Source organism: Streptomyces sp. NPDC090088, assembly GCF_044747345.1.
Taxonomy (GTDB): Bacteria; Actinomycetota; Actinomycetes; order Streptomycetales; family Streptomycetaceae; genus Streptomyces.
Window position 1 is genome coordinate 404,704 of sequence record NZ_JBIVDZ010000002.1, and the last position, 19,684, is coordinate 424,387.

11 protein-coding genes are annotated in these 19,684 nt (G+C 73.4%); 9 read left to right on the plus strand and 2 right to left on the minus strand.

What is annotated here, in order from left to right; all coding sequences use genetic code 11:
• Window positions 1-127: 127 nt before the first annotated feature.
• Complete coding sequence (locus ACIPSJ_RS10605) at window positions 128-1,336, minus strand: nucleotide sugar dehydrogenase (RefSeq protein WP_359215171.1); 1,209 nt, start codon at window positions 1,334-1,336, stop codon at window positions 128-130.
• Between the two features lie 289 nt (window positions 1,337-1,625).
• Between ACIPSJ_RS10605 and ACIPSJ_RS10610 the strand changes: the two genes are divergently transcribed.
• The gene (locus ACIPSJ_RS10610) at window positions 1,626-3,332 is read left to right on the plus strand and encodes a glycerol-3-phosphate dehydrogenase/oxidase (RefSeq protein ID WP_359215174.1); all 1,707 of its coding nucleotides are present in this window, start codon (window positions 1,626-1,628) and stop codon (window positions 3,330-3,332) included.
• 54 nt (window positions 3,333-3,386) lie between these two features.
• On the opposite strand, the gene ACIPSJ_RS10615 is transcribed toward ACIPSJ_RS10610, so the two are convergent.
• The gene (locus ACIPSJ_RS10615) at window positions 3,387-4,430 is read right to left on the minus strand and encodes a serine hydrolase domain-containing protein (protein ID WP_401345044.1); all 1,044 of its coding nucleotides are present in this window, start codon (window positions 4,428-4,430) and stop codon (window positions 3,387-3,389) included.
• A gap of 169 nt (window positions 4,431-4,599) precedes the next feature.
• Here ACIPSJ_RS10615 and ACIPSJ_RS10620 point away from each other — a divergent pair, with 169 nt between their 5' ends.
• The 8 genes from ACIPSJ_RS10620 (at window position 4,600) to ACIPSJ_RS10655 (ending at window position 19,669) form a co-directional block, all read left to right on the plus strand.
• Window positions 4,600-6,819: a protein kinase gene (locus ACIPSJ_RS10620; protein WP_401345046.1), complete on the plus strand. Its 2,220-nt coding sequence runs from the start codon at window positions 4,600-4,602 to the stop codon at window positions 6,817-6,819.
• A 136-nt stretch (window positions 6,820-6,955) separates the two neighbouring features.
• Window positions 6,956-9,694 carry a protein kinase gene (locus ACIPSJ_RS10625; RefSeq protein WP_401345048.1) on the plus strand — a complete coding sequence of 913 codons (2,739 nt, stop codon included), beginning with the start codon at window positions 6,956-6,958 and terminating at the stop codon, window positions 9,692-9,694.
• Window positions 9,695-9,829: 135 nt separating this feature from the next.
• A complete protein-coding gene (locus ACIPSJ_RS10630; RefSeq protein ID WP_359215187.1) occupies window positions 9,830-11,476 on the plus strand; it encodes a serine/threonine-protein kinase in 1,647 nt (548 codons plus the stop codon).
• A gap of 128 nt (window positions 11,477-11,604) precedes the next feature.
• Window positions 11,605-13,209 (plus strand): serine/threonine-protein kinase, encoded by a 1,605-nt coding sequence (locus ACIPSJ_RS10635; RefSeq protein ID WP_401345050.1) that lies wholly within the window; start codon window positions 11,605-11,607, stop codon window positions 13,207-13,209.
• Window positions 13,210-13,332: 123 nt separating this feature from the next.
• On the plus strand, window positions 13,333-15,042 hold the full coding sequence (locus ACIPSJ_RS10640; protein WP_401345052.1) for a LamG-like jellyroll fold domain-containing protein: 1,710 nt from the start codon (window positions 13,333-13,335) through the stop codon (window positions 15,040-15,042).
• A 97-nt stretch (window positions 15,043-15,139) separates the two neighbouring features.
• Window positions 15,140-16,045, plus strand: a complete 906-nt coding sequence (locus ACIPSJ_RS10645) for a serine/threonine-protein kinase (RefSeq protein WP_401345054.1) — start codon at window positions 15,140-15,142, stop codon at window positions 16,043-16,045.
• A 136-nt stretch (window positions 16,046-16,181) separates the two neighbouring features.
• Complete coding sequence (locus ACIPSJ_RS10650) at window positions 16,182-17,810, plus strand: succinic semialdehyde dehydrogenase (RefSeq protein WP_401345056.1); 1,629 nt, start codon at window positions 16,182-16,184, stop codon at window positions 17,808-17,810.
• A gap of 80 nt (window positions 17,811-17,890) precedes the next feature.
• Window positions 17,891-19,669, plus strand: coding sequence for a GMC family oxidoreductase N-terminal domain-containing protein (locus ACIPSJ_RS10655; protein WP_401345057.1), 1,779 nt, complete (start codon window positions 17,891-17,893; stop codon window positions 19,667-19,669).
• Window positions 19,670-19,684 lie beyond the last annotated feature (15 nt).

Consider the following 19,684-nt stretch of genomic DNA (forward strand, 5'->3'; position numbering starts at 1 on the left):
CCCCCTGGGAAAAGCACTGAAAGATCAGTGAAGTGAAGAGACGCGCGCACATCTGTGCGGCAGGTGAGGGGAGACTAACAGCCGCCTGTGACAACGCCCCCGGGGATTTCGCGCGGCCGGGACCCGCTCAGAGCCGGTGCGCCGCCCCCGTGGGCGTCGCGCCGCGCGTGTCCAGCAGCAGCTGCGCCTTCACCGACAGGCCCTGGAGGTCGTACGTCCGGTGCTGCTGGACCAGGATCGTCAGGTCGGCGTCGGCGGCCGCCTCGTAGAGGGAGTCCGCGCGGGGCACCGGGCGGTCCAGGACGTTCCAGGACGAGATGTGCGGGTCGTGGTAGCTGACCGAGGCGCCCAGCTCCATCAGCCGGACCGCGATCTCCCGTGCGGGGGTGCTCTGCTGGTCGGCGAGGTCGGGCTTGTAGGTGACGCCGAGCAGCAGCACGCGCGCGCCGCGCGCCGACTTGCCGTGCTCGTTGAGGAGGGCGGCGGCGCGCTGGACGACGTAACCGGGCATCCGGTCGTTGACCTGCTGGGCCAGCTCCACCATGCGCAGACCGCGGCCCGCGAGGCCGGACAGGTCCTGGGGGACGCCGTGGCCGCCGACACCGGGGCCCGGGCGGAAGGCCTGGAAGCCGAACGGCTTGGTCTCCGCGCAGCGGATCACGTCCCACAGGTCGACGCCCAGGTCGTGGCAGACGGCGGCCATCTCGTTGACCAGGGCGATGTTGACGTGCCGGAAGTTGGTCTCCAGGAGTTGCACGGTCTCGGCCTCGCGCGGTCCGCGCGCGCGGACCACCTTGTCGGTGAGCCGGCCGTAGAACGCGGCGGCCGACTCGGTGCACGCGGGCGTGAGGCCGCCGATGACCTTCGGGGTGTTGGCCGGGGTGAAGGCGCGGTTGCCGGGATCCACCCGGCTGGGGGAGTAGGCGAGGTGGAAGTCGCGGCCCGCGCGGAGGCCGGAGCCCTTCTCCAGCAGCGCGCGCAGGAAGTTCTCCGTCGTGCCCGGGTGGACCGGCGACTCCAGGATCACCGTCGTGTGCGGGCGCAGCCGCGCGGCCAGGGTGCGGGCGGCCGTCTCCACCTGGCTCAGGTCGAGTCCGCCGTCCGCGTCGCGCGGGGTGGGGGCGCAGATGACGGCCGTGCGGACCCGTCCCAGCTGTGCCGGGTCCTCGGTCGCCCGGAAGCCCCCCGAGAGCATCCGGCGCCGCTCGGCGGGGCTGAGCGAACCGGCCTCGGGGCCGGTCGCGTAGCCGATCGTGGAGATGCCGGCGGCCACCGCGGCCTGGGCGAGGGGCAGGCCGTAGGGACCGAGTCCGATGACGGCGAGGTCTGCGGGCATGGAGTGGGCCGTCCTTCCCAGTAACCGAAGCGGGACAGGTGCGCAAGCCCTGTGGACAGGACAGGTGAAGCGCACTGTCACACTAGGAGTAAATATGACCGTTATGCGGGATTGTGTTCATGTGTCTTCCGTGGGTTCGGTGACCGTTGTCCACAGGCTGGGGGCGAGTGGTGGCTGAACTCGGGCAAGCCGGTCAGAATTTGGGCAGGGACCTCGCCTGCCGGGCGCGGCCCCGCGACCGACGACGAGCGATGACCGATGACCGATGGCGGCAGAGCGGGAGGCAGCGGTGAGGACAGCGACACTGGGGCCGGAACAGCGTGCCCAGTCCCTGGCGGCGATGGCCGAGCGTGAGCTGGACGTGCTGGTCGTGGGCGGTGGGGTGGTCGGCGCGGGCACCGCGCTGGACGCGGCCACCCGGGGCCTGAACACCGGCATCGTCGAGGCCCGCGACTGGGCCTCGGGCACCTCCAGCAGGTCCAGCAAACTGATCCACGGCGGACTGCGCTATCTGGAGATGCTCGACTTCGCCCTGGTCCGCGAGGCACTCAAGGAACGCGGCCTGCTGCTGGAGCGGCTCGCCCCGCACCTGGTCAAGCCCGTCCCGTTCCTCTACCCGCTCCAGCACCAGGGCTGGGAGCGGCTGTACGCCGGTTCGGGCGTCGCGCTCTACGACGCGATGTCCATGGCCCGCGGGCACGGCCGGGGCCTGCCCCGGCACCGCCACCTGACCCGCGGTCACGCCCTGCGGGTGGCGCCCGCGCTGCGCAAGGACGCCCTGGTCGGCGCCATCCAGTACTACGACGCCCAGATGGACGACGCCCGCTATGTCGCGACCCTGGTGCGCACCGCGGTGTCCTACGGCGCGAAGGCCGCCAACCGGGCGCGGGTGACCGGCTTCCTGCGCGAGGGGGAGCGGGTCGTCGGGGCCCGGGTGCAGGACGTGGAGGGCGGCGGCGAGTACGAGATCCGCGCCCAGCAGGTCGTCAACGCGACCGGGGTGTGGACCGACGACACCCAGGCACTGGTCGGCGAGCGCGGCCAGTTCCACGTCCGCGCCTCCAAGGGCATCCACCTGGTCGTCCCCCGGGACCGGATCCACTCCACGACCGGCCTGATCCTGCGCACCGAGAAGTCGGTCCTGTTCGTCATCCCCTGGGGCCGGCACTGGATCGTCGGCACCACCGACACCGACTGGGACCTGGACAAGGCCCACCCGGCCGCCTCCAGCGCCGACATCGACTACCTGCTCAACCACGTCAACTCGGTGCTCGCGGTGCCGCTCTCGCGCGACGACGTCCAGGGCGTGTACGCGGGGCTGCGCCCGCTGCTGGCCGGCGAGTCCGACGCCACCAGCAAGCTGTCGCGCGAGCACACGGTCGCCCATCCGGTGCCGGGGCTCGTGGTCGTCGCGGGCGGCAAGTACACGACGTACCGGGTGATGGCCAAGGACGCCGTCGACGAGGCGGTGCACGGGCTCGACATGCGGGTCGCGGAGTGCGTCACCGAGGACGTCCCGCTGCTCGGCGCGGAGGGCTACCGGGCGATGTGGAACGCCCGGGCCCGGATCGCCGCCCGCACCGGCCTGCACGTGGTGCGCGTCGAGCACCTGCTCAACCGGTACGGCTCGCTGGCGGAGGAGGTGCTCGACCTCATCGCCGCCGACCCGGCCCTGGGCGAGCCGCTCTCGGCCGCCGACGACTACCTGCGCGCCGAGGTCGTCTACGCCGCCTCGCACGAGGGCGCCCGCCACCTCGACGACGTCCTCACCCGCCGTACCCGCATCTCCATCGAGACCTTCGACCGCGGCACCCGCAGCGCCCGCGAGGCCGCCGAGCTGATGGCACCGGTGCTGGGCTGGGACAAGGACCAGATCGAGCGGGAGGTCGAGCACTACGAGAAGCGGGTGGAGGCGGAACGCGAGTCCCAGCTCCAGCCGGACGACCTGACGGCGGACGCCGCACGGCTGGGGGCGCCGGACATCGTGCCGCTGTAGACGTCCGGGCCGGGTGCCGGGCAGCTGCCAGTGCCGGGCGCCCCGGCACTGGCTCTACCCGTCGCTGGGGCAGAACTCGGCGGCGAGCAGCGCGGGTTCGAGGTGCGGGTCGGTGATCGTCGTCGTGTTCACGCGGAACGTGAGGACATGCCGGCCGCCGAGCGTGGCGGCGCTGCGCACGTAGCTGCCCGCGATCCGGCCGTTGTGCCCCCACACCGTGATCCCGCACGGCAGCTTCGCCGGAAAGATCCCCAGACCGTACGCGCCGTGCGTGGCCCGGGTGTTGAGCATCGCGCGCAGCAGGCGCGGGGACAGCAGCTCGCCGCTCAGCAGCGCCGCGTAGAAGCGGTCCAGGTCGTCGAGCGTGGTCACCAGCTCACCCGCGGCGCCGGCCACGCGCGGGTCGAGGTCGGTGACGTCGGTGCCGTCGGCCGTGTAGGCGTGGCCGTGCGGGGCGGGCAGCGTGGTGCGGGCGCCCGGGAAGGACGTGCCGGTGAGCCGGAGGGGGGTGATGATGCGGCGCCGGGCCTCGGCGGCGTACGAGTGGCCGGTGACCCGCCGGACGACCATGCCGAGCACGGTGTAGTCGGTGCTGGAGTACGCGTACCGGCCCAGGCCGGTGGAAGGGAGGGCGAGCGAGACGCGCACGGCCTGAAGCGGGGTCAGGGGGACGGCGCCCCGGGTGACCCGGGTGAAGTCGGCGAGCCCGCTGGTGTGGTCGAGCAGGGCGCGCAGGGTGATCCGGCGTCCGTCGGTGCCGGGTCCGCGCAGCAGTCCCGGCAGATACCGCTCCACGGAGTCGGACAGGGACAGCCGGTGCTCCGCGGCCAGTTGCAGGACGACGGTGGCGATGAAGGTCTTGGTGACGCTGCCGGCGCGGAAGCGGTCGGCGCGGGTGATGTCCGGGCCGGCGGCCGCGTAGCGGATGTCGTCGCCGTCGTGGTCCAGGAGGGCGGCGGCCGGTGCTCCGCCTTTGGCGACGAACTGTGACAGAAGCGGGTCGGTGGACTCCGTCGAGGACGCGGAACCGGCCATCAGCGGGGCGAACAGCAGCGCGAGAGATACCGGTATGGCCACCAGTGTCCGAAGCGACGGCATCCGGGATCCTCCCTTGTCGCCGCTCATCATCCCGCTCGTGTGACGCCCTCGTCACCGGGGGTTCCGGTCGGCCGGCCCCGATGCGCGGTCAGGGGCCCCCTGGGCGTCGGGCACTTGTCGGGTGAGGGACAATGAAGGCTCTGTCAGGGCGGGTTGCATGAGGGGACGCATGTCGGAGGCGGAGCGGGCGGGGACTTCTCGTCAGGAGACTCGTCAGGACAACAGTGAGCGTCTTCTCGCCGGGCGGTACCGGCTGGGAGGTGTGCTCGGCCGCGGCGGCATGGGCACGGTGTGGCGAGCCCAGGACGAGACCCTCGGCCGGACGGTGGCGGTCAAGGAGTTGCGGTTCCCGTCGAACATCGACGAGGAGGAGAAACGGCGCCTGATCACGCGCACCCTGCGCGAGGCCAAGGCGATCGCCCGGATCCGCAACAACAGCGCGGTGACGGTCTTCGACGTGGTCGAGGAGGACGACCGGCCCTGGATCGTGATGGAGCTGGTCGAGGGCAAGTCGCTGGCCGAGGTCATCCGTGAGGACGGCCTGCTGAAGCCGAAGCGCGCGGCCGAGGTCGGGCTCGCGATCCTGGACGTGCTGCGGTCGGCGCACCGCGAGGGCATCCTGCACCGGGACGTGAAGCCGTCCAACGTGCTGATCTCCGAGGGCGACGGCCGGGTGGTGCTCACCGACTTCGGTATCGCCCAGGTCGAGGGCGACCCGTCCATCACCTCCACCGGCATGCTCGTCGGCGCCCCCTCCTACATCTCCCCGGAGCGGGCCCGCGGTCACAAGCCCGGCCCGGCGGCCGACCTGTGGTCGCTCGGCGGCCTGCTGTACGCGGCCGTCGAGGGTGCTCCGCCGTACGACAAGGGATCGGCGATCGCCACGCTCACCGCGGTGATGACCGAGCAGCTGGAGGAGCCCAAGAACGCGGGACCGCTCAAGGACGTCATCTACGGGCTGCTCACCAAGGACCCGGCCCAGCGGCTGGACGACGCGGGCGCGCGGGCGATGCTCAACGCGGTCATCGACCTGCCGGCGGAGGCGCCGCTGGACGCCACCCGCGTCGTACCGCTGCCGCCGCAGCCGGACGCTCCGCTGCCGGAGCAGGGCGCGGGGGCCAAGCGGGGCGAGGCGGCCGGGGAGAAGCGGCGGGGCGCGCTGCGGTCCGTGCGGAAGGCCGCCGCGGCGGCGGGTGTCGCGGCCGTGGCCCGGACGAAGAACGCCGAGGCGAAGAGTGCCGAGGCGAAGAACGCGGAGCTGAAGAGCGCGGAGCTGAAGAACGCCGAGGCGAAGAACGCCGAGGCGAAGAACGCCGAGGTGAAGAGCACCGAGGCGAAGAACGTGCCGCCGAAGAACGTGCCGTCGAAGGGTGCCGCGGGTCCGGTCGCCTCCGGTTCGGGCGGTTCAGGCAGTTCGGGCGGTTCGGGGTCGGCCCCGGGGCCGGTCGCGGGTGCGCGTCCGGCCGCCGCCGGTGGATCCGCTGCCGCCGCCTCGGCGGGGACCAAGCCCGCTGCCGGGAAGGCGAGTTCGGGGTGGCCCGTGGTGCCGCCGCCGGATCTGGACCTGGCGCCGCGCCCGGTGCCCCGGGCGCCGATCACCGACGTGGTCCCGAAGCGGACCCTCGTGATCATCGCCGTGGTGGTGGTGCTCGCGGTGCTCGGCACCGTGCTCGCCCTCACCCTCGGCGGCGGCGATGACGACGACAGCAAGGGAAGCGGCAAGAGCGGCGGTTCCAAGGCGGTGGCGACCTCGGGGGCGAGCGCGAGCGCCAGTGCCGGTTCGGGGTCCGGCTCCGGCGCCACCACCAAGGAGGACACGAGCGGCGACACGAAGGCGGACGGGGGTACCTCGGCGAGCGCGACCTCCGGGAGCGGCGACGACTCGGACACCTCGGGCGACGACGACGCCTCCACGTCGAACTCCAGTGGCAGCGGCAGCGGCAGTACCGGCGACAGCGCCCCGGTGGTGAAGACGTACAACGGGAGCCAGGGGTACTCGATCGGGCTGCCCAAGGGCTGGAAGTTCCAGACCAGCAGCTCCGCCGGTGACCGTTTCGTCGGCCCCGACGGGCAGAAGCTGCTGGTGGCGTGGACGAGTTCGCCCAAGGGCGATCCGGTGGCGGACTGGGAGAACCAGGAGCAGTACATGACGCGCTCCCAGTACCAGAAGATCCGCATAGCCAAGGTGAGCTACCGCGGTTGGAACACGGCCGACTGGGAGTTCACCTACGCGGAGAGCGGCACCGGGTACCGGACGATCGACCGGGGGTTCGTCGTCAGCTCGACCCAGGGCTACGCGCTGATGTACACCGCGAAGGCCGCCGACTGGAGCAGTGAGCTGCGCAAGGACACGTGGAAGACGCTGACGGGGTCCTTCGAGCCGAAGTGACAAATTCGCATCCCCACAATGCGAATTGCCTCCGGCACGTATCGTGAGTGGTTGCGGACCGTACGCATCCAGGTATGCATACAGAACGGGCCGCTCAGCGAACGGATTTGACCAACCGGCGGCCGGGGGAGGCTACGTGGACGACTATGCGGGTCGGGTACTCGCCGACCGCTACCGCCTGCCGCTGCCCCCCTCCGACGAGTACGAACTCCGGGAGACCCGGGCCTTCGACACCTACAGCGGGCAGGAGGTGTTCGTCCGGCAGGTGCCGCTGCCGGAGGTCGTCGAGGCGGAGGTGCTCGACGCGGAGGGGCTGCCCGAGGGGTTCACAGCCCGTGACGGAGGCGCGCGCCGGCCGCCGTCGGCAAGGACCGCGACACGCCGGCCCAGCGATCCCGTGGTGCGGCGCGCCGTCGAGGCCGCGCAGTCCGCCGCGCGGATACCCGACCATCCCCGCCTCGACCAGGTCTTCGACGTGTTCGCCGAGGGCGGTTCGCTGTGGATCGTCAGCGAGTCGGTCGCCGCACGGCCGCTGTCCGCGCTGCTCCTCGAACAGCCGCTGAGCCCCTACCGCGCCGCCGAGGTCGCCTCCGACGTGCTGATGGCGCTCCGGGTGCTGCACGCCCACGGCTGGGTGCACCGCAACATCACCGCCCGCACGGTCCTCGTCTGCGACGACGGCCGGGTGCTGCTGACCGGCCTCGCGGTCGGCGCGGCGGAGGAGGCGCTCTGCGGCTACGACCCGGTGCCTGCGCCGGAGGGCGAGGGCGGCGGGCAGACCGGCGGCGGGCGGCCGGGCGGGCAGGCGGAAGGTTCCGCCGCCGCGGGCACCTCGGCCCCCTCGGCCACTCCCGGCGGACAGGGCGGTTCCGGGGGCCCGGGCGGTCCGGGAGGTGTTCCCGCCGGGGGCATCGGGAGCGTTGGTGGTGCGCAGGGTGGTACACCCGGCGCGCCGGGGGCGCCCGGAGCCATGGAGGCGGACCCCGAGGCCGCCCGGCGTGCCGCCATCCAGGCGCGGGCGGCCGGCGGGCTGCCGGCGGCCGGTGCCGAGGAGGGCCAGGGCGGTGCCGGTACGGGCGCCGTGGAGCGGCGGGCGCTGGAGACCGGTGGGGACATCCGGGCCGCGCGGGCCGGGGCGATCGCCGCGTACCGGGCGGGGGCCAGGGCGGCCGCGCGGGTCCAGGAGGCCCAGCAGAACGGCCGGGCCGCGCTGCCCGGCGCCCGCCGCCCGGCCGAGCCGGACAGCACCGGGCCGACCGCCCCGCAGCAGCCGTACGGACCGGGACACGCCAACGGAGCCGCACCACCGCCGTACGCCAACGGAGCGGCACAACCGCCGTACGCCAACGGGCAGGCGCAGACACAGGCTCCCGGTGGGGATCAGCGCGCCGCCCCCGGCGGGCCGCCCGGTCAGATCGCCGATCCGTACGGGGTGCGCGGCGCGCCCTCGCCCTGGCACGGGGCCGTGCCCAGGACCCAGCCCGGGGTGCCGCCCGTACCGGCCGGCGGCCAGGAGCGCACCGCGCTGCCGGCCGCCGGGCCCGGCACCGACGCTCCGCAGGCCGTCGTGCCCGCGCAGGCGGCCGGTTCCCCCGCCCGCTGGGGCGAGCCCGCCGTCGTACCCGGGCGGCGGGGGCCCGCCACCGCGCTGGCCGCCGAGCGGGCGCGGCAGGTGCGGATGACCGTGGTGGGGCCGGTGACCGAGCGCTGGGCGCCGGAGCAGGCCGTTCCGGTGCACGAGAACTGGCAGTTGGCGGCGCCCATCGGACCGGCCACCGACCTGTGGGCGCTCGGCGCCCTGCTGTTCCGGTCGGTGCAGGGGCACGCGCCGTACCCGGAGGAGTCGACGGCCGAGCTGGTGCAGCTGGTGTGCTCGGAGCCGCCCGCCTTCGCGGAGGAGTGCGGCTCGCTGCGGCCGGTCGTGGAGTCGCTGCTGCGCCAGGACCCCACCGAGCGGCTGGACTTCGAGGAACTGCGCGGCTGGCTGCGCTCGCTGGTGCGGTCCGCGCCCGAGCCGGACGCCGGCACGCATGTCGTCGCCGCCCCGCCCACCGATCCCAAGCGGCTGCCGATCGTCCGGCGGCGCGGGCAGCTGGTGCGCTGGCGGCGGGCCGGACTCCCGGCGACCAGCCCGCACGGGCGGCACAAGCGGGCCCGGGAGCAGACCAGGTCGCCGCGCAGACTGGGCCGTACGCTGCTGTTGCTGGTGCTGCTCCTGCTGGCCGGGGCGGTCGTGTACGCCATGCTGTTCCTGCCGAAGAAGGGCAGCGCGGACGACGGCGGCGCGGGGACCGGCGACCGGACGGGCGCGGCGGGCGAGGTCAGCACCGCGCCGAGCCCGACGCCCACTCCGACCCCGTCCCCGACGTCGACCCCGTCCACCGAGACCCAGACCACCGCCGGTTCGACCGGTGGCACGGCCGCCGACGGGTTCACCCTGCGCGACGATCCCAACGGCTTCCGGATCGCCGTCGCCGACGGCTGGACCCGTACGCCGAAGAACGGCAGCGGCCAGGTGATCTACTCGCACGGGAAGTTCGAGCTGATCGTGGTGGCCGGGCGGGACAGCGCGGCGACCTACGGCGACGACCCGATGACGTACCAGCGGGACAAGGAGCCGGAGCTGCAGCCGTACCGGGACTCCAGCTGGGCCACGGCCGGCGGGCTGCGCACCATCACGGTGGGCCAGCAGGTGTCCGCCGAGGGGCAGTTCACCTGGACGGACGGCCAGGAGGGCGACCTGTTCGTGCGGAACATGGTCTTCCTGATCGACGGGCGGTACCACATCGTGCAGGTCCGCGGCCCGGAGTCACAGCGGGACGAGGTCACCGCGCTGTACGAGCAGGCGTCGACTACGTACAAGTACACGGGCTGAGCGGCGGTAAGCGGCGGTAACGCGTTCCGCGAGAACCGTCACAGTGCTGTCTCCGTGGGACCCCACCCGTTCCATGACCCGAGGCCGGTCCTTAGTCTGGCCCTGACAAGAGCATTGCGGGGCAACGTGAATCAGATGCAGGGCCTGCTCATCGCGGGCCGCTACCGGATCGCCGACACCATCGGCAGCGGCGGCATGGGCCGGGTGTGGCGTGCCCACGACGAGGTGCTGCACCGGGCGGTCGCCATCAAGGAGTTGACGGCCGCGCTCTACGTCTCCGAGAGCGAACAGTCCGTCCTGCTGGCCCGCACCCGGGCCGAGGCGCGCGCCGCCGCGCGCATCAACCACTCCGCCGTCGTCACGGTCCACGACGTCCTCGAACACGACGGCCGCCCGTGGATCGTCATGGAGCTGGTCGAGGGCCACTCGCTGGCCGACGCGGTCAAGGAGCAGGGGCGCATCGACCCGCGGGAGGCCGCGCGGATCGGGCTGTGGGTGCTGCGCGCGCTGCGTGCCGCGCACAGCGCCGGGGTGCTGCACCGGGACGTCAAGCCGGGCAACGTGCTGCTCGGCCGTGACGGCCGGGTCCTGCTCACCGACTTCGGCATCGCGCAGATCGAGGGCGACACGACCATCACCCGTACCGGGGAGGTCGTGGGATCCGTCGACTACCTCGCGCCGGAGCGCGTGCGCGGGCACGATCCGGGCCCCTCCTCCGACCTGTGGGCGCTGGGCGCCACGCTGTACACGGCGGTGGAGGGGCGCTCGCCGTTCCGCCGCACCTCACCGCTGACCACCATGCAGGCGGTCGTCGAGGACGAGGTCGGCGAGCCGCTCAACGCGGGCCCGCTGGCACCGGTCATCACCGGACTGCTCCGCAAGGAGCCGGCCGAGCGGCCCGGCCCCGAGGAACTGGAGCACATGCTCGCCGAGGCGGCGGAGGGCCGGCGGCCCAGCTCGGCGCAGGCGTATGTGCCGACGGGGCGGTCGGGGTACGACATCACGGGGATCGGGTCCGGCACCGGTACCCGGGTGCAGTCGGCCACCGGTACGCCGTATCCGCCGGTGACGATCGGGCCCGCGCCGGTGCCCGCGCCCGCACCGGCGAAGCGGTTCCGGCTGCGGACGTTCGCCCTGGTCGTCGCGCTGGCGGCGGTCGTCGGCGGGGGCGTCGCGGTGGCGCTGCAGCAGTTCGGCACGGACAGCCCCGGCGGCTCCGTCGACTCCTCGTCGACTCCGGCCGGCGGTTCCGGCGACGGCGCCAGTGCCTCGCCGAGCGGCGGGGGCGGTCAGGGGACGGCGACGGTGCCCGCCGGCTGGGAGCGGCGCAAGGACCCGGTGGGCTTCAGCATCTCCCTGCCCAAGGGGTGGAAGCGGTCCGTCTCCATCGACCAGGACGGCCTCCAGCAGGTCGACTACTCGCCCGACAAGGGCAAGCACCTCGTGCGGGTCGCCGTCGACACCGCGCCGGACTACAGCACCTCGTACGCGCACATGAAGAACCTGCAGGGGCAGGTCTCCAAGCGGCTGATCGACTACAACGAGCTGAGCCTCAAGGAGGAGCTCTTCCGCGACCAGCCGGGCGTCCGCTGGGAGTACACCTGGAACGCGCGGGCCCAGGACGCGCCCCACTACTTCCCGGGTCCGTACCACGCGATCGACGTCGGGTACATGAACAGCGCCGGCACCGAGTACGCCCTCTACGAGGCCTCGCCCGCCGACGACTGGGACACCACCAGCAAGCAGTTCGACGTGATCCTGCGGGGCTTCCAGGAAGGCTGACCCGCACGCCGAGAACGGCCGCGCCCGAAGCCGGGCGGTGGCGGGCGGTGGCGGAGGGCGGCGGAGGGCGGCGCAGTTGGCCGGTCGCCGCGCCGGAAGGGGTGCGTCCGGTGCGGCATCATGGGGCCATGGGGACCGACGGGGAAGCCGTACGTCTGGTCGCGGGGCGTTATCGCCTGGACGCGCGGCTCGGGCGGGGCGGGATGGGTGTCGTATGGCGGGCGACCGACCAGTTGCTGGGACGGCAGGTCGCCGTCAAGGAACTCACCGTCGACGACTCGCTGCCGGAGGACGACGCCCGGCTGCGCCGCGACCGCACCCTGCGTGAGGCGCAGGCCGTCGCGCAACTCCACCACCCGCACATCATCGTCGTGCACGACGTGGTGGAGGACGGCGAACGCCCGTACATCGTGATGGAGTTGATCGACGGCGGCTCGCTCGCCGACCGGATCTCCCGGAACGGGCCCGTGGACGTCGGCGAGGCCGCGCGGATCGGGATCGCCCTGCTGAGCGCCTTGGCGACCGCGCACCGGGCCGGGGTGCTGCACCGGGACATCAAGCCGGCGAACGTGCTCGTCGAGGCGGCGACCGGGCGTGTCGTGCTCACCGACTTCGGCATCGCCCAGGTCGCGGGCGCCACCACGCTCACCGAGACCGGTTCCTTCGTCGGCTCGCCCGAGTACACCGCGCCCGAGCGGATGTCCGGCACCCGGGCCGGTCCCGCGTCCGACCTGTGGTCGCTGGGCGCGCTGCTGTGCGCGGCGCTCAGCGGCGAGTCGCCGTTCCGGCGCGACTCGCTCGGCGGGATCCTGCATGCCGTGGTCTCCGACGAGATCCGGCCACCCGCCCAGGCGGAGCCGCTGCTGCCCGTCGTACGCGGGCTGCTGGAGCGGGACCCCGAGCGGCGGCTGGACGCGGCGGAGGCCGAGCGGATGCTCCGCGGGTTCCTGGAGACCGGGGCGGTGGCGGTCGTCACCACGACGGAGAGCGTCGGCGCCGCGCCGTACACGCCGACCCAGCGGGACGTGCCGCGCCCGCCGGCACCGGACCCGGCCGGACCGGCCCGGTACTCCCCGCGCGGTGTGCTGGTCGCCGCGCTGCTGGTCGCGGCGATGGCCGGGGCCGGCGTGTCGGCGGCGACGCTCCTGTTCAACGGGGGCGGGGGAGGGGGCGGCGCCCCGGGCCCCGGGAGCACCACGGCCGTCTCCGCGTCGCACACGGCGCCCTCCGCGGTCCCTTCCTCCACCGCGTCCTCCACCGCGCCGTCGGTCTCGCCCACCCGCTCTCCCACGGTCCCCTCCGGATACCGTCACGCGCAGGACCCGGCCGGCTTCTCCCTCGCCGTACCGGAGGACTTCACCCGCGACCCGCAAGGGGAACGCGTCTTCTACCTGTCGCCGGGGCAGACCTTCCGGCTCGGCATCAAGGTCTCCGACCCGCAGACCGGGGGACCGGGGGCGGTGATGCGGCGGGCGGCGGCCGAGGGGCCGAGCACCAACCCCGGCTACCACGACGGCGTGGTCAGCGACACCACGCACGCCGGACACCCGGCCGCCTTCTGGGAGTTCACCTGGAAGGGCTTCAGCGCGACGGAGGGCCCCCGGCACACCTACGACCTGTGCTGGGAGGAGGGCGGGCGGATGTACGACGTGTGGGTGTCGGCGCCGGTCGGGAAGGTGCGGGAGGCGCGCGAGTACTTCGACGTCGCCATCGACACGTTCACGGCGGGCTGAGGTCCGGCCCGGCCTCGCGTGGATCAAATGCCTTGCCCGGCGGACGAGTTGCGGTCATCCTCCTCATGATCCGATGTTGGTCCGGTATTGACCCGGACATGGGACGGACTTGGGGGAGAGACCTTGAGCAGGGCGAGACAGTACGTTCTCGGGCGGGCCGCGGGGCCGTGCGTCCTCGCGGCGCTGGCGGTGGGCGCCCTCGCGCCGACGGCGGTCGCGGCGGACGACACCGAGGCGCCGCAGGCACCGGTCGTCTCGTCGGCCGAGTACCCGGACGACGGCGACTGGCACGACGGGGTGGGGCGGTACGGGACCTTCGTGATCGACTCGGCCTCGGACGACGTTGTGTCGTACCGCTACAACTGGCTCGGTACCGCGACGAAGACCCTCGTCCCGGCGGAGCCCGGCGGCGCGGTCTCGCTGCGCTGGATGCCGGAGCGCGAGGGGGCCACGTATCTGCAGGTCCAGGCCCTCGACGCGGCGGGCCACCTCAGCGCCCGCACCACCTACGACGTCAAGGTCCGCGAGGGGCGGCCCGCGGTCACCCACTGGGACCCGGAGCAGCCGTCGGGCGCGGTCGCCGGCACCGGCACGACCCTCGACGCGTCCGGCCCGTCCGGGACCCGCCTGGCCTCCGCCGCCGCCCTGGACGGGACCGACGAGGGATACCTGAGCCTCGACACGGCCCTCGACACGAGCGACACCTTCTCCCTCGACGCGTGGGTACGGCCCGACACGCTCACCGGCGGCGCCACCGCCGTCAGCCGGTCCTCCGGGCTCGCCCTCGCGGCGGTGACCGACCCCGCCTCCGGAGCCCCCGTCTGGTCCTTCACCGTGCCCACCCGGGACGGCGGCACCGCACAGGTCACCGGCGGCGCCCCCGAACCGGGAGAGTGGGCCCACCTCGCCGGGGTGTACGACGCCGAGCAGCGGACCGTACGGCTGTACGTGAACGGCACGTCGGTCGGCACCGCGGAGAACGTCCGGGCGGCCGGCGGCACCGGGGCCCTGCGGCTCGGCGCCGACGGCAACGGCGGGCACTGGCACGGGCTGCTCACCGACGTGAACGTCTGGGACCGCGTCCTCGTCGCCCAGGAGGCCGGTGAGGCGGCCCAGCGGTCGGCGCAACGCCTCGGCTACTGGGACCTGGAGACCGCCACCGACGGCAGCAGCCCCGCCTACGCGGGCGGCGAGCCGCTCACCCTCGCCGGGGACGCGACGATCCACACCGACAGCGACGACTGCGCCTGGAACCCCGACTGCACCCCGGCCACCTACCCCCTGTGGGGAGCCGGAGACCTCCTCCTCGACGGTGACGGCGACTACGCGAGCACCCCGACCGCGGTCGTCCCGACCGACGCCGGTTTCTCCGTCACCGCGCACGCCCGCATCGACACCGCCACCGCCGACCACGACATGACCGTGCTGTCCCAGCCCGGCGCCCACACCAGCCTGTTCACCCTGCGCTATGTGGCCGCCTCGCGGACCTGGGAGGCCGTGGTGGCCCACGGGGACCGGGCCGACGCGCCGACCACGACGGTCAGCGCGCCCGCCGACTGGGCCGCGTCCAGTGACGAGTACCTCGCGCTGGTCTACGACGAGAAGGCCGACGAACTCCGGCTCTACGTGGGGTCGAGCTACCCCGCCGCCACGGCCGGCGTCGCCGGTGCGAACACCTGGACGCCCACCGGCGCCCTCCAGGTCGGCCGCACCCTCACCCCGGACGGCGGGAGGGACCACCTGGCCGGCGCGATCGACGAGGTGCACACCTACGCGGGCGTCCTGAACGCGACCCAGCTCGCCCAACTCTCCCTCGGAGGCGTCGACATCTGAGGTGCGCGCGCCCCTTCCGCCGGGAGGGGCGCGCGCTCCGCACACCGCTGACCGCGCCGCTTCGACAAGTCTGTGGTGTGCAAGGTACTCATGGGGCATGAGTGAAGACGGCGAACAGCCGGTCGAGGGACGTCTGATCGGCGGGCGCTACCGGCTCACGGAGCGCATCGGCTCCGGGCCGACCGGGACCGTGTGGCGCGCCCGCGACGAACAGGACGGGCGGCAGGTCGCCGTCAAGGAGCCGCGCCTGGCCGGCGAGCCGGACGACGAGGAACGCCGGCGCGCCGCACACCGCCTGCTGCACGAGGCCCGCGCCGCCGCCCGCGTCGACCACCCGGCCGCCGTCGCCATTCACGACGTCTGCGTCGAGGACGAACTTCCCTGGGTCGTCATGGAGTTGGTGGAGGGGGAGGCGCTGGACGCGGCCCTCGCCGCCCGTGGGCCGCTGCCCGCCCCCGAGGCCGCCCGCATCGGGCTCGCCGTCCTCGGCGCGCTGCACGCCGCGCACGGCGTCGGCATCGTGCACCGTGACCTCAAGCCCTCCAACGTCCTCCTGGCGGCCGACGGCGAGCGGGTCGTCGTCACCGACTTCGGTATCGGGGCCGGGCCGCAGGGGCAGGGCGACGGTGACTTCGCGGCGCCCGAGTGCGGTGCGGGGCACGGGGCCGGTCCCGCCTCCGACCTGTGGTCGCTGGGCGCGTTGCTCCGGGCCGCGGCCGACGGCGCGGAGGGCCCGCTCGGCCCGCTCCTCGAAGAACTCCTCGCCCCCGAACCGGAGGCCCGGCCGACGGCCCCGGAAGCCGCCGAGGCCCTCGCCGAGGCCGCCGGGGTGAGCCTGCCGGCGTGGGTGACCGAACCCCCCGCGGTCCCGGTCCCGGCCCCGGCCTCGGACTCGGCTCCGGACTCGGTCCGCACCCCGGCCGCACCGGACCCCGAACCCCGCCGCCTCACCCCCTTCGCCGCCCTCGGCCTGCTTCTCGCCAAAAAACCGGAACGCGGCTGACCGGCGCTGATCGTCCCCGTCCAACCCCCTGATCAGCGCATTCCCTGCCAGTGATCACTGGCGCCGTGTGTGCACTCGGTGAAACCGGGTTACCCACGGGTACCCAAAGGCTCCGCTCCCGAATACCCTGCGGCTCATGACGGACTCGCAGGCCACGGAGAAGACCGGTACGGACACGACCGGCACGAACCCCCTTGCCCCCGCACCCGCAGGGGCCCGAACCGCCGCCGACGTGGTCACGCCCGAGCTGGTCGCCCAGCTCACCAAGGGCGTCGCCGGCTCCGGCCGGACGGCCAACCACACGCCGTTCACCGGCGAGAAGCTGGCCGACCTGCCCGAGTCCACCCCCGAGGACGTGGCCAAGGCCTTCGACGCGGCCCGCGCCGCCCAGGCCGTGTGGGCGAAGGTGCCGGTACGGCAGCGCGCCGCCGTCCTGCTCCGCTTCCACGACCTGATCCTGGCCCGCCAGGCCGAGGTCCTCGACCTCATCCAGCTGGAGACCGGCAAGGCCCGCCTGCACGCCCACGAAGAGGTGCAGGCCGTCGCCGTCGCCGCCCGCCACTACGGCCGCAAGGCCCCCGCCTACCTCCGCCCCAAGCGGCACGCGGGCGCCATGCCCACCCTCACCAAGGTCACCGAACTGCGCCACCCGCGCGGTGTCGTCGGCCAGATCGCCCCCTGGAACTACCCCCTCGAACTCTCCGTCGGCGACGCGCTCCCCGCCTTCGTCGCGGGCAACGCGGTCGTCATGAAGCCGGACACCGAGACCTGCCTGACCGCCCTGTGGGCCCGCGACCTCCTCATCGAGGCCGGGCTCCCCGCCGAGGTCTTCCAGGTCGTCATCGGCGACGGCCCGGTGGTCGGCCCCGAGGTGGTCCGGCACGCCGACTACGTCTCCTTCACCGGCTCCACCCGCACGGGGCGCGAGGTCGCCCAGGGCGCCGCCGCCCGCCTGGTCGGCGTCTCCCTCGAACTCGGCGGCAAGAACGCCATGCTGGTCCTGGCGGACGCCGACATCGAGAAGGCGGCGGCCGGCGCGGTCCGCGCCTGCTTCTCCTCCGCCGGCCAGCTCTGCATCTCCATCGAGCGGCTCTACGTCCACGAGTCCATCGCCGGCGCCTTCGTCGAGCGCTTCGCCGCCCGCACCAAGGCCATGCGCCTGGGCCGCTCCCTCGCCTACGGCGCCGACATGGGCTCCCTGGTCGGCGAACGGCAGCTGGAGACGGTCACCCGCCACGTCGACGAGGCCGTCGAGAAGGGCGCCACCGTCGTCGCCGGCGGCACCGCCCGCCCCGACATCGGCCCCTACTTCTACGAGCCGACCATCCTCGACGGCGTCGAGGACGCGATGTCCGTCTGCACCGAGGAGACCTTCGGCCCGGTCGTCTCGATCTACCGCTTCAAGACCGAGGACGAGGCCGTCGAGCACGCCAACGGCACGCCGTACGGCCTCAACTCGTCGGTCTGGACGAAGAACGGCGCCAAGGGGCGGGAGGTCGCCGCCCGCCTGCGCACCGGCACCGTGAACGTCAACGAGGGCTACGCCCCCGCCTACGGCAGCGTCCAGTCCCCGATGGGCGGCATGAAGGACTCCGGCCTCGGCCGCCGCCACGGCTCGGAGGGCATCCTCAAGTACACCGAGGCCCAGACCGTCGCCCAGCAGCGCCTCCTGCCCATGGCCCCCTCCCTGGGCATGGACGACGAGAAGTACGCCGCCTTCATGAGCACGAGCCTGAAGGTGATGAAGGCACTGAGGCTGCGCTAGCCGACCTGCTTCTAGGGGCGCGGGGAACTGCGCGAGCAACCACGACTCACCCGCACGCGAAACTCAACGAGGAGCCCCCCGTGCCCCAGGACACCTACGATTACGACGTCATAGTCGTCGGCTCCGGCTTCGGTGGCTCGGTGACCGCCCTCCGCCTCACGGAGAAGGGCTACCGCGTCGGCGTCCTGGAAGCCGGCCGCCGCTTCACCCGCGCATCCCTCCCCAAGAACTCCTGGGACATCAAGAACTACCTCTGGGCCCCGCAGCTCGGCTGCTACGGCATCCAGCGCATCCACCTCCTCGGCAACGTCATGGTCCTGGCCGGCGCGGGCGTCGGCGGCGGCTCGCTCAACTACGCCAACACCCTCTACATCCCGCCGAAGCCCTTCTTCGACGATCCCCAGTGGCGTGACATCACGGACTGGCAGGAGGAGCTGAAGCCGTACTACGACCAGGCACAGCGCATGCTCGGCGTCCGGCTCAACCCGACCATGACCCCCTCCGACGTCCACCTGAAGGCGGCGGCGGAGAAGCTCGGCGTCGGCGACACCTTCCACCTCGCCCCGGTCGGCGTCTTCTTCGGCGACGGCAAGGACGCCGACGGCGGGTCGAAGGCGGCGCCCGGGGACCCGGTGGAGGACCCCTACTTCGGCGGCGCGGGCCCCGCCCGCAACGCCTGCACCGAGTGCGGCGAGTGCATGACCGGCTGCCGGCACGGCGCGAAGAACACCCTCAACGAGAACTACCTCCACCTCGCCGAGAAGGCGGGCGCCGAGGTGCACCCCATGACCACCGTCGTCTCCGTCACCGACGACTCCCGGGGCGGCTACGCGATCGCGACCCTCCCCACGGACGACAAGAAGAAGGCGGAGGGCCGGATCTTCACGGCCCGCCGCGTCGTCGTCGCCGCCGGCACCTACGGCACCCAGACCCTGCTGCACCGGATGAAGGCGGGCGGCCAGCTGCCGTACCTCTCCGACCGGCTCGGCGACCTCACCCGTACCAACTCCGAGGCCCTGGTAGGCGCCCAGACCGACGACCGGCGCTACCGCAAGGCCCACGGCACCCCGAAGGCCGACTTCACCCGGGGCGTCGCGATCACCTCGTCCATCCACCCGGACGCGAACACGCACATCGAGCCGGTCCGCTACGGCAAGGGCTCCAACGCGATGGGCGGCCTGTCGATCCTCCAGGTGCCGTACACGGAGGGCTCCTCCCGGGTCCTCGGCTGGCTGGCGAACGCCGCCCGCCACCCCCTCCTGGTCCTCCGCTCGCTCTCCAACCGGCGCTGGTCGGAGCGGACCATCATCGGCCTGGTGATGCAGTCGCTGGACAACTCCCTGACGACGTACCTGAAACCGGACGGCGTGGGCAAGGGCCTGCTCACCGCCCGGCAGGGGCACGGCGCCCCCAACCCCAAGCAGATCAAGGCCGCCTCGGAGGCCGCCACCGTGCTCGCCGCCGAGATCAACGGCTTCGCCGGCAGCAACGTCGGCGAGCTGATGGGCACCCCGCTCACCGCCCACTTCCTCGGCGGCTGCCCGATCGGCGACTCCCGCGAGACGGGGGTCATCGACCCGTACCACCGGGTCTACGGCCACCCGGGCATCTCGGTGGTCGACGGCGCCGCCGTCTCCGCGAACCTCGGCGTGAACCCGTCCCTCACCATCACGGCACAGGCCGAGCGCGCGATGTCGTACTGGCCGAACAAGGGCGAGGCGGACCCGCGGCCGCGGCAGGGCGAGGCGTACGCGCGGATCGAGCCGGTCGAGCCGCACAGCCCGGCGGTCCCGGCGGACGCCTTCGGCGCGCTGCGGCTGCCGTTCCTGGGCATCCCGGCCGTACCTCCCAAGAAGTAGCCGCACATCGAAGAG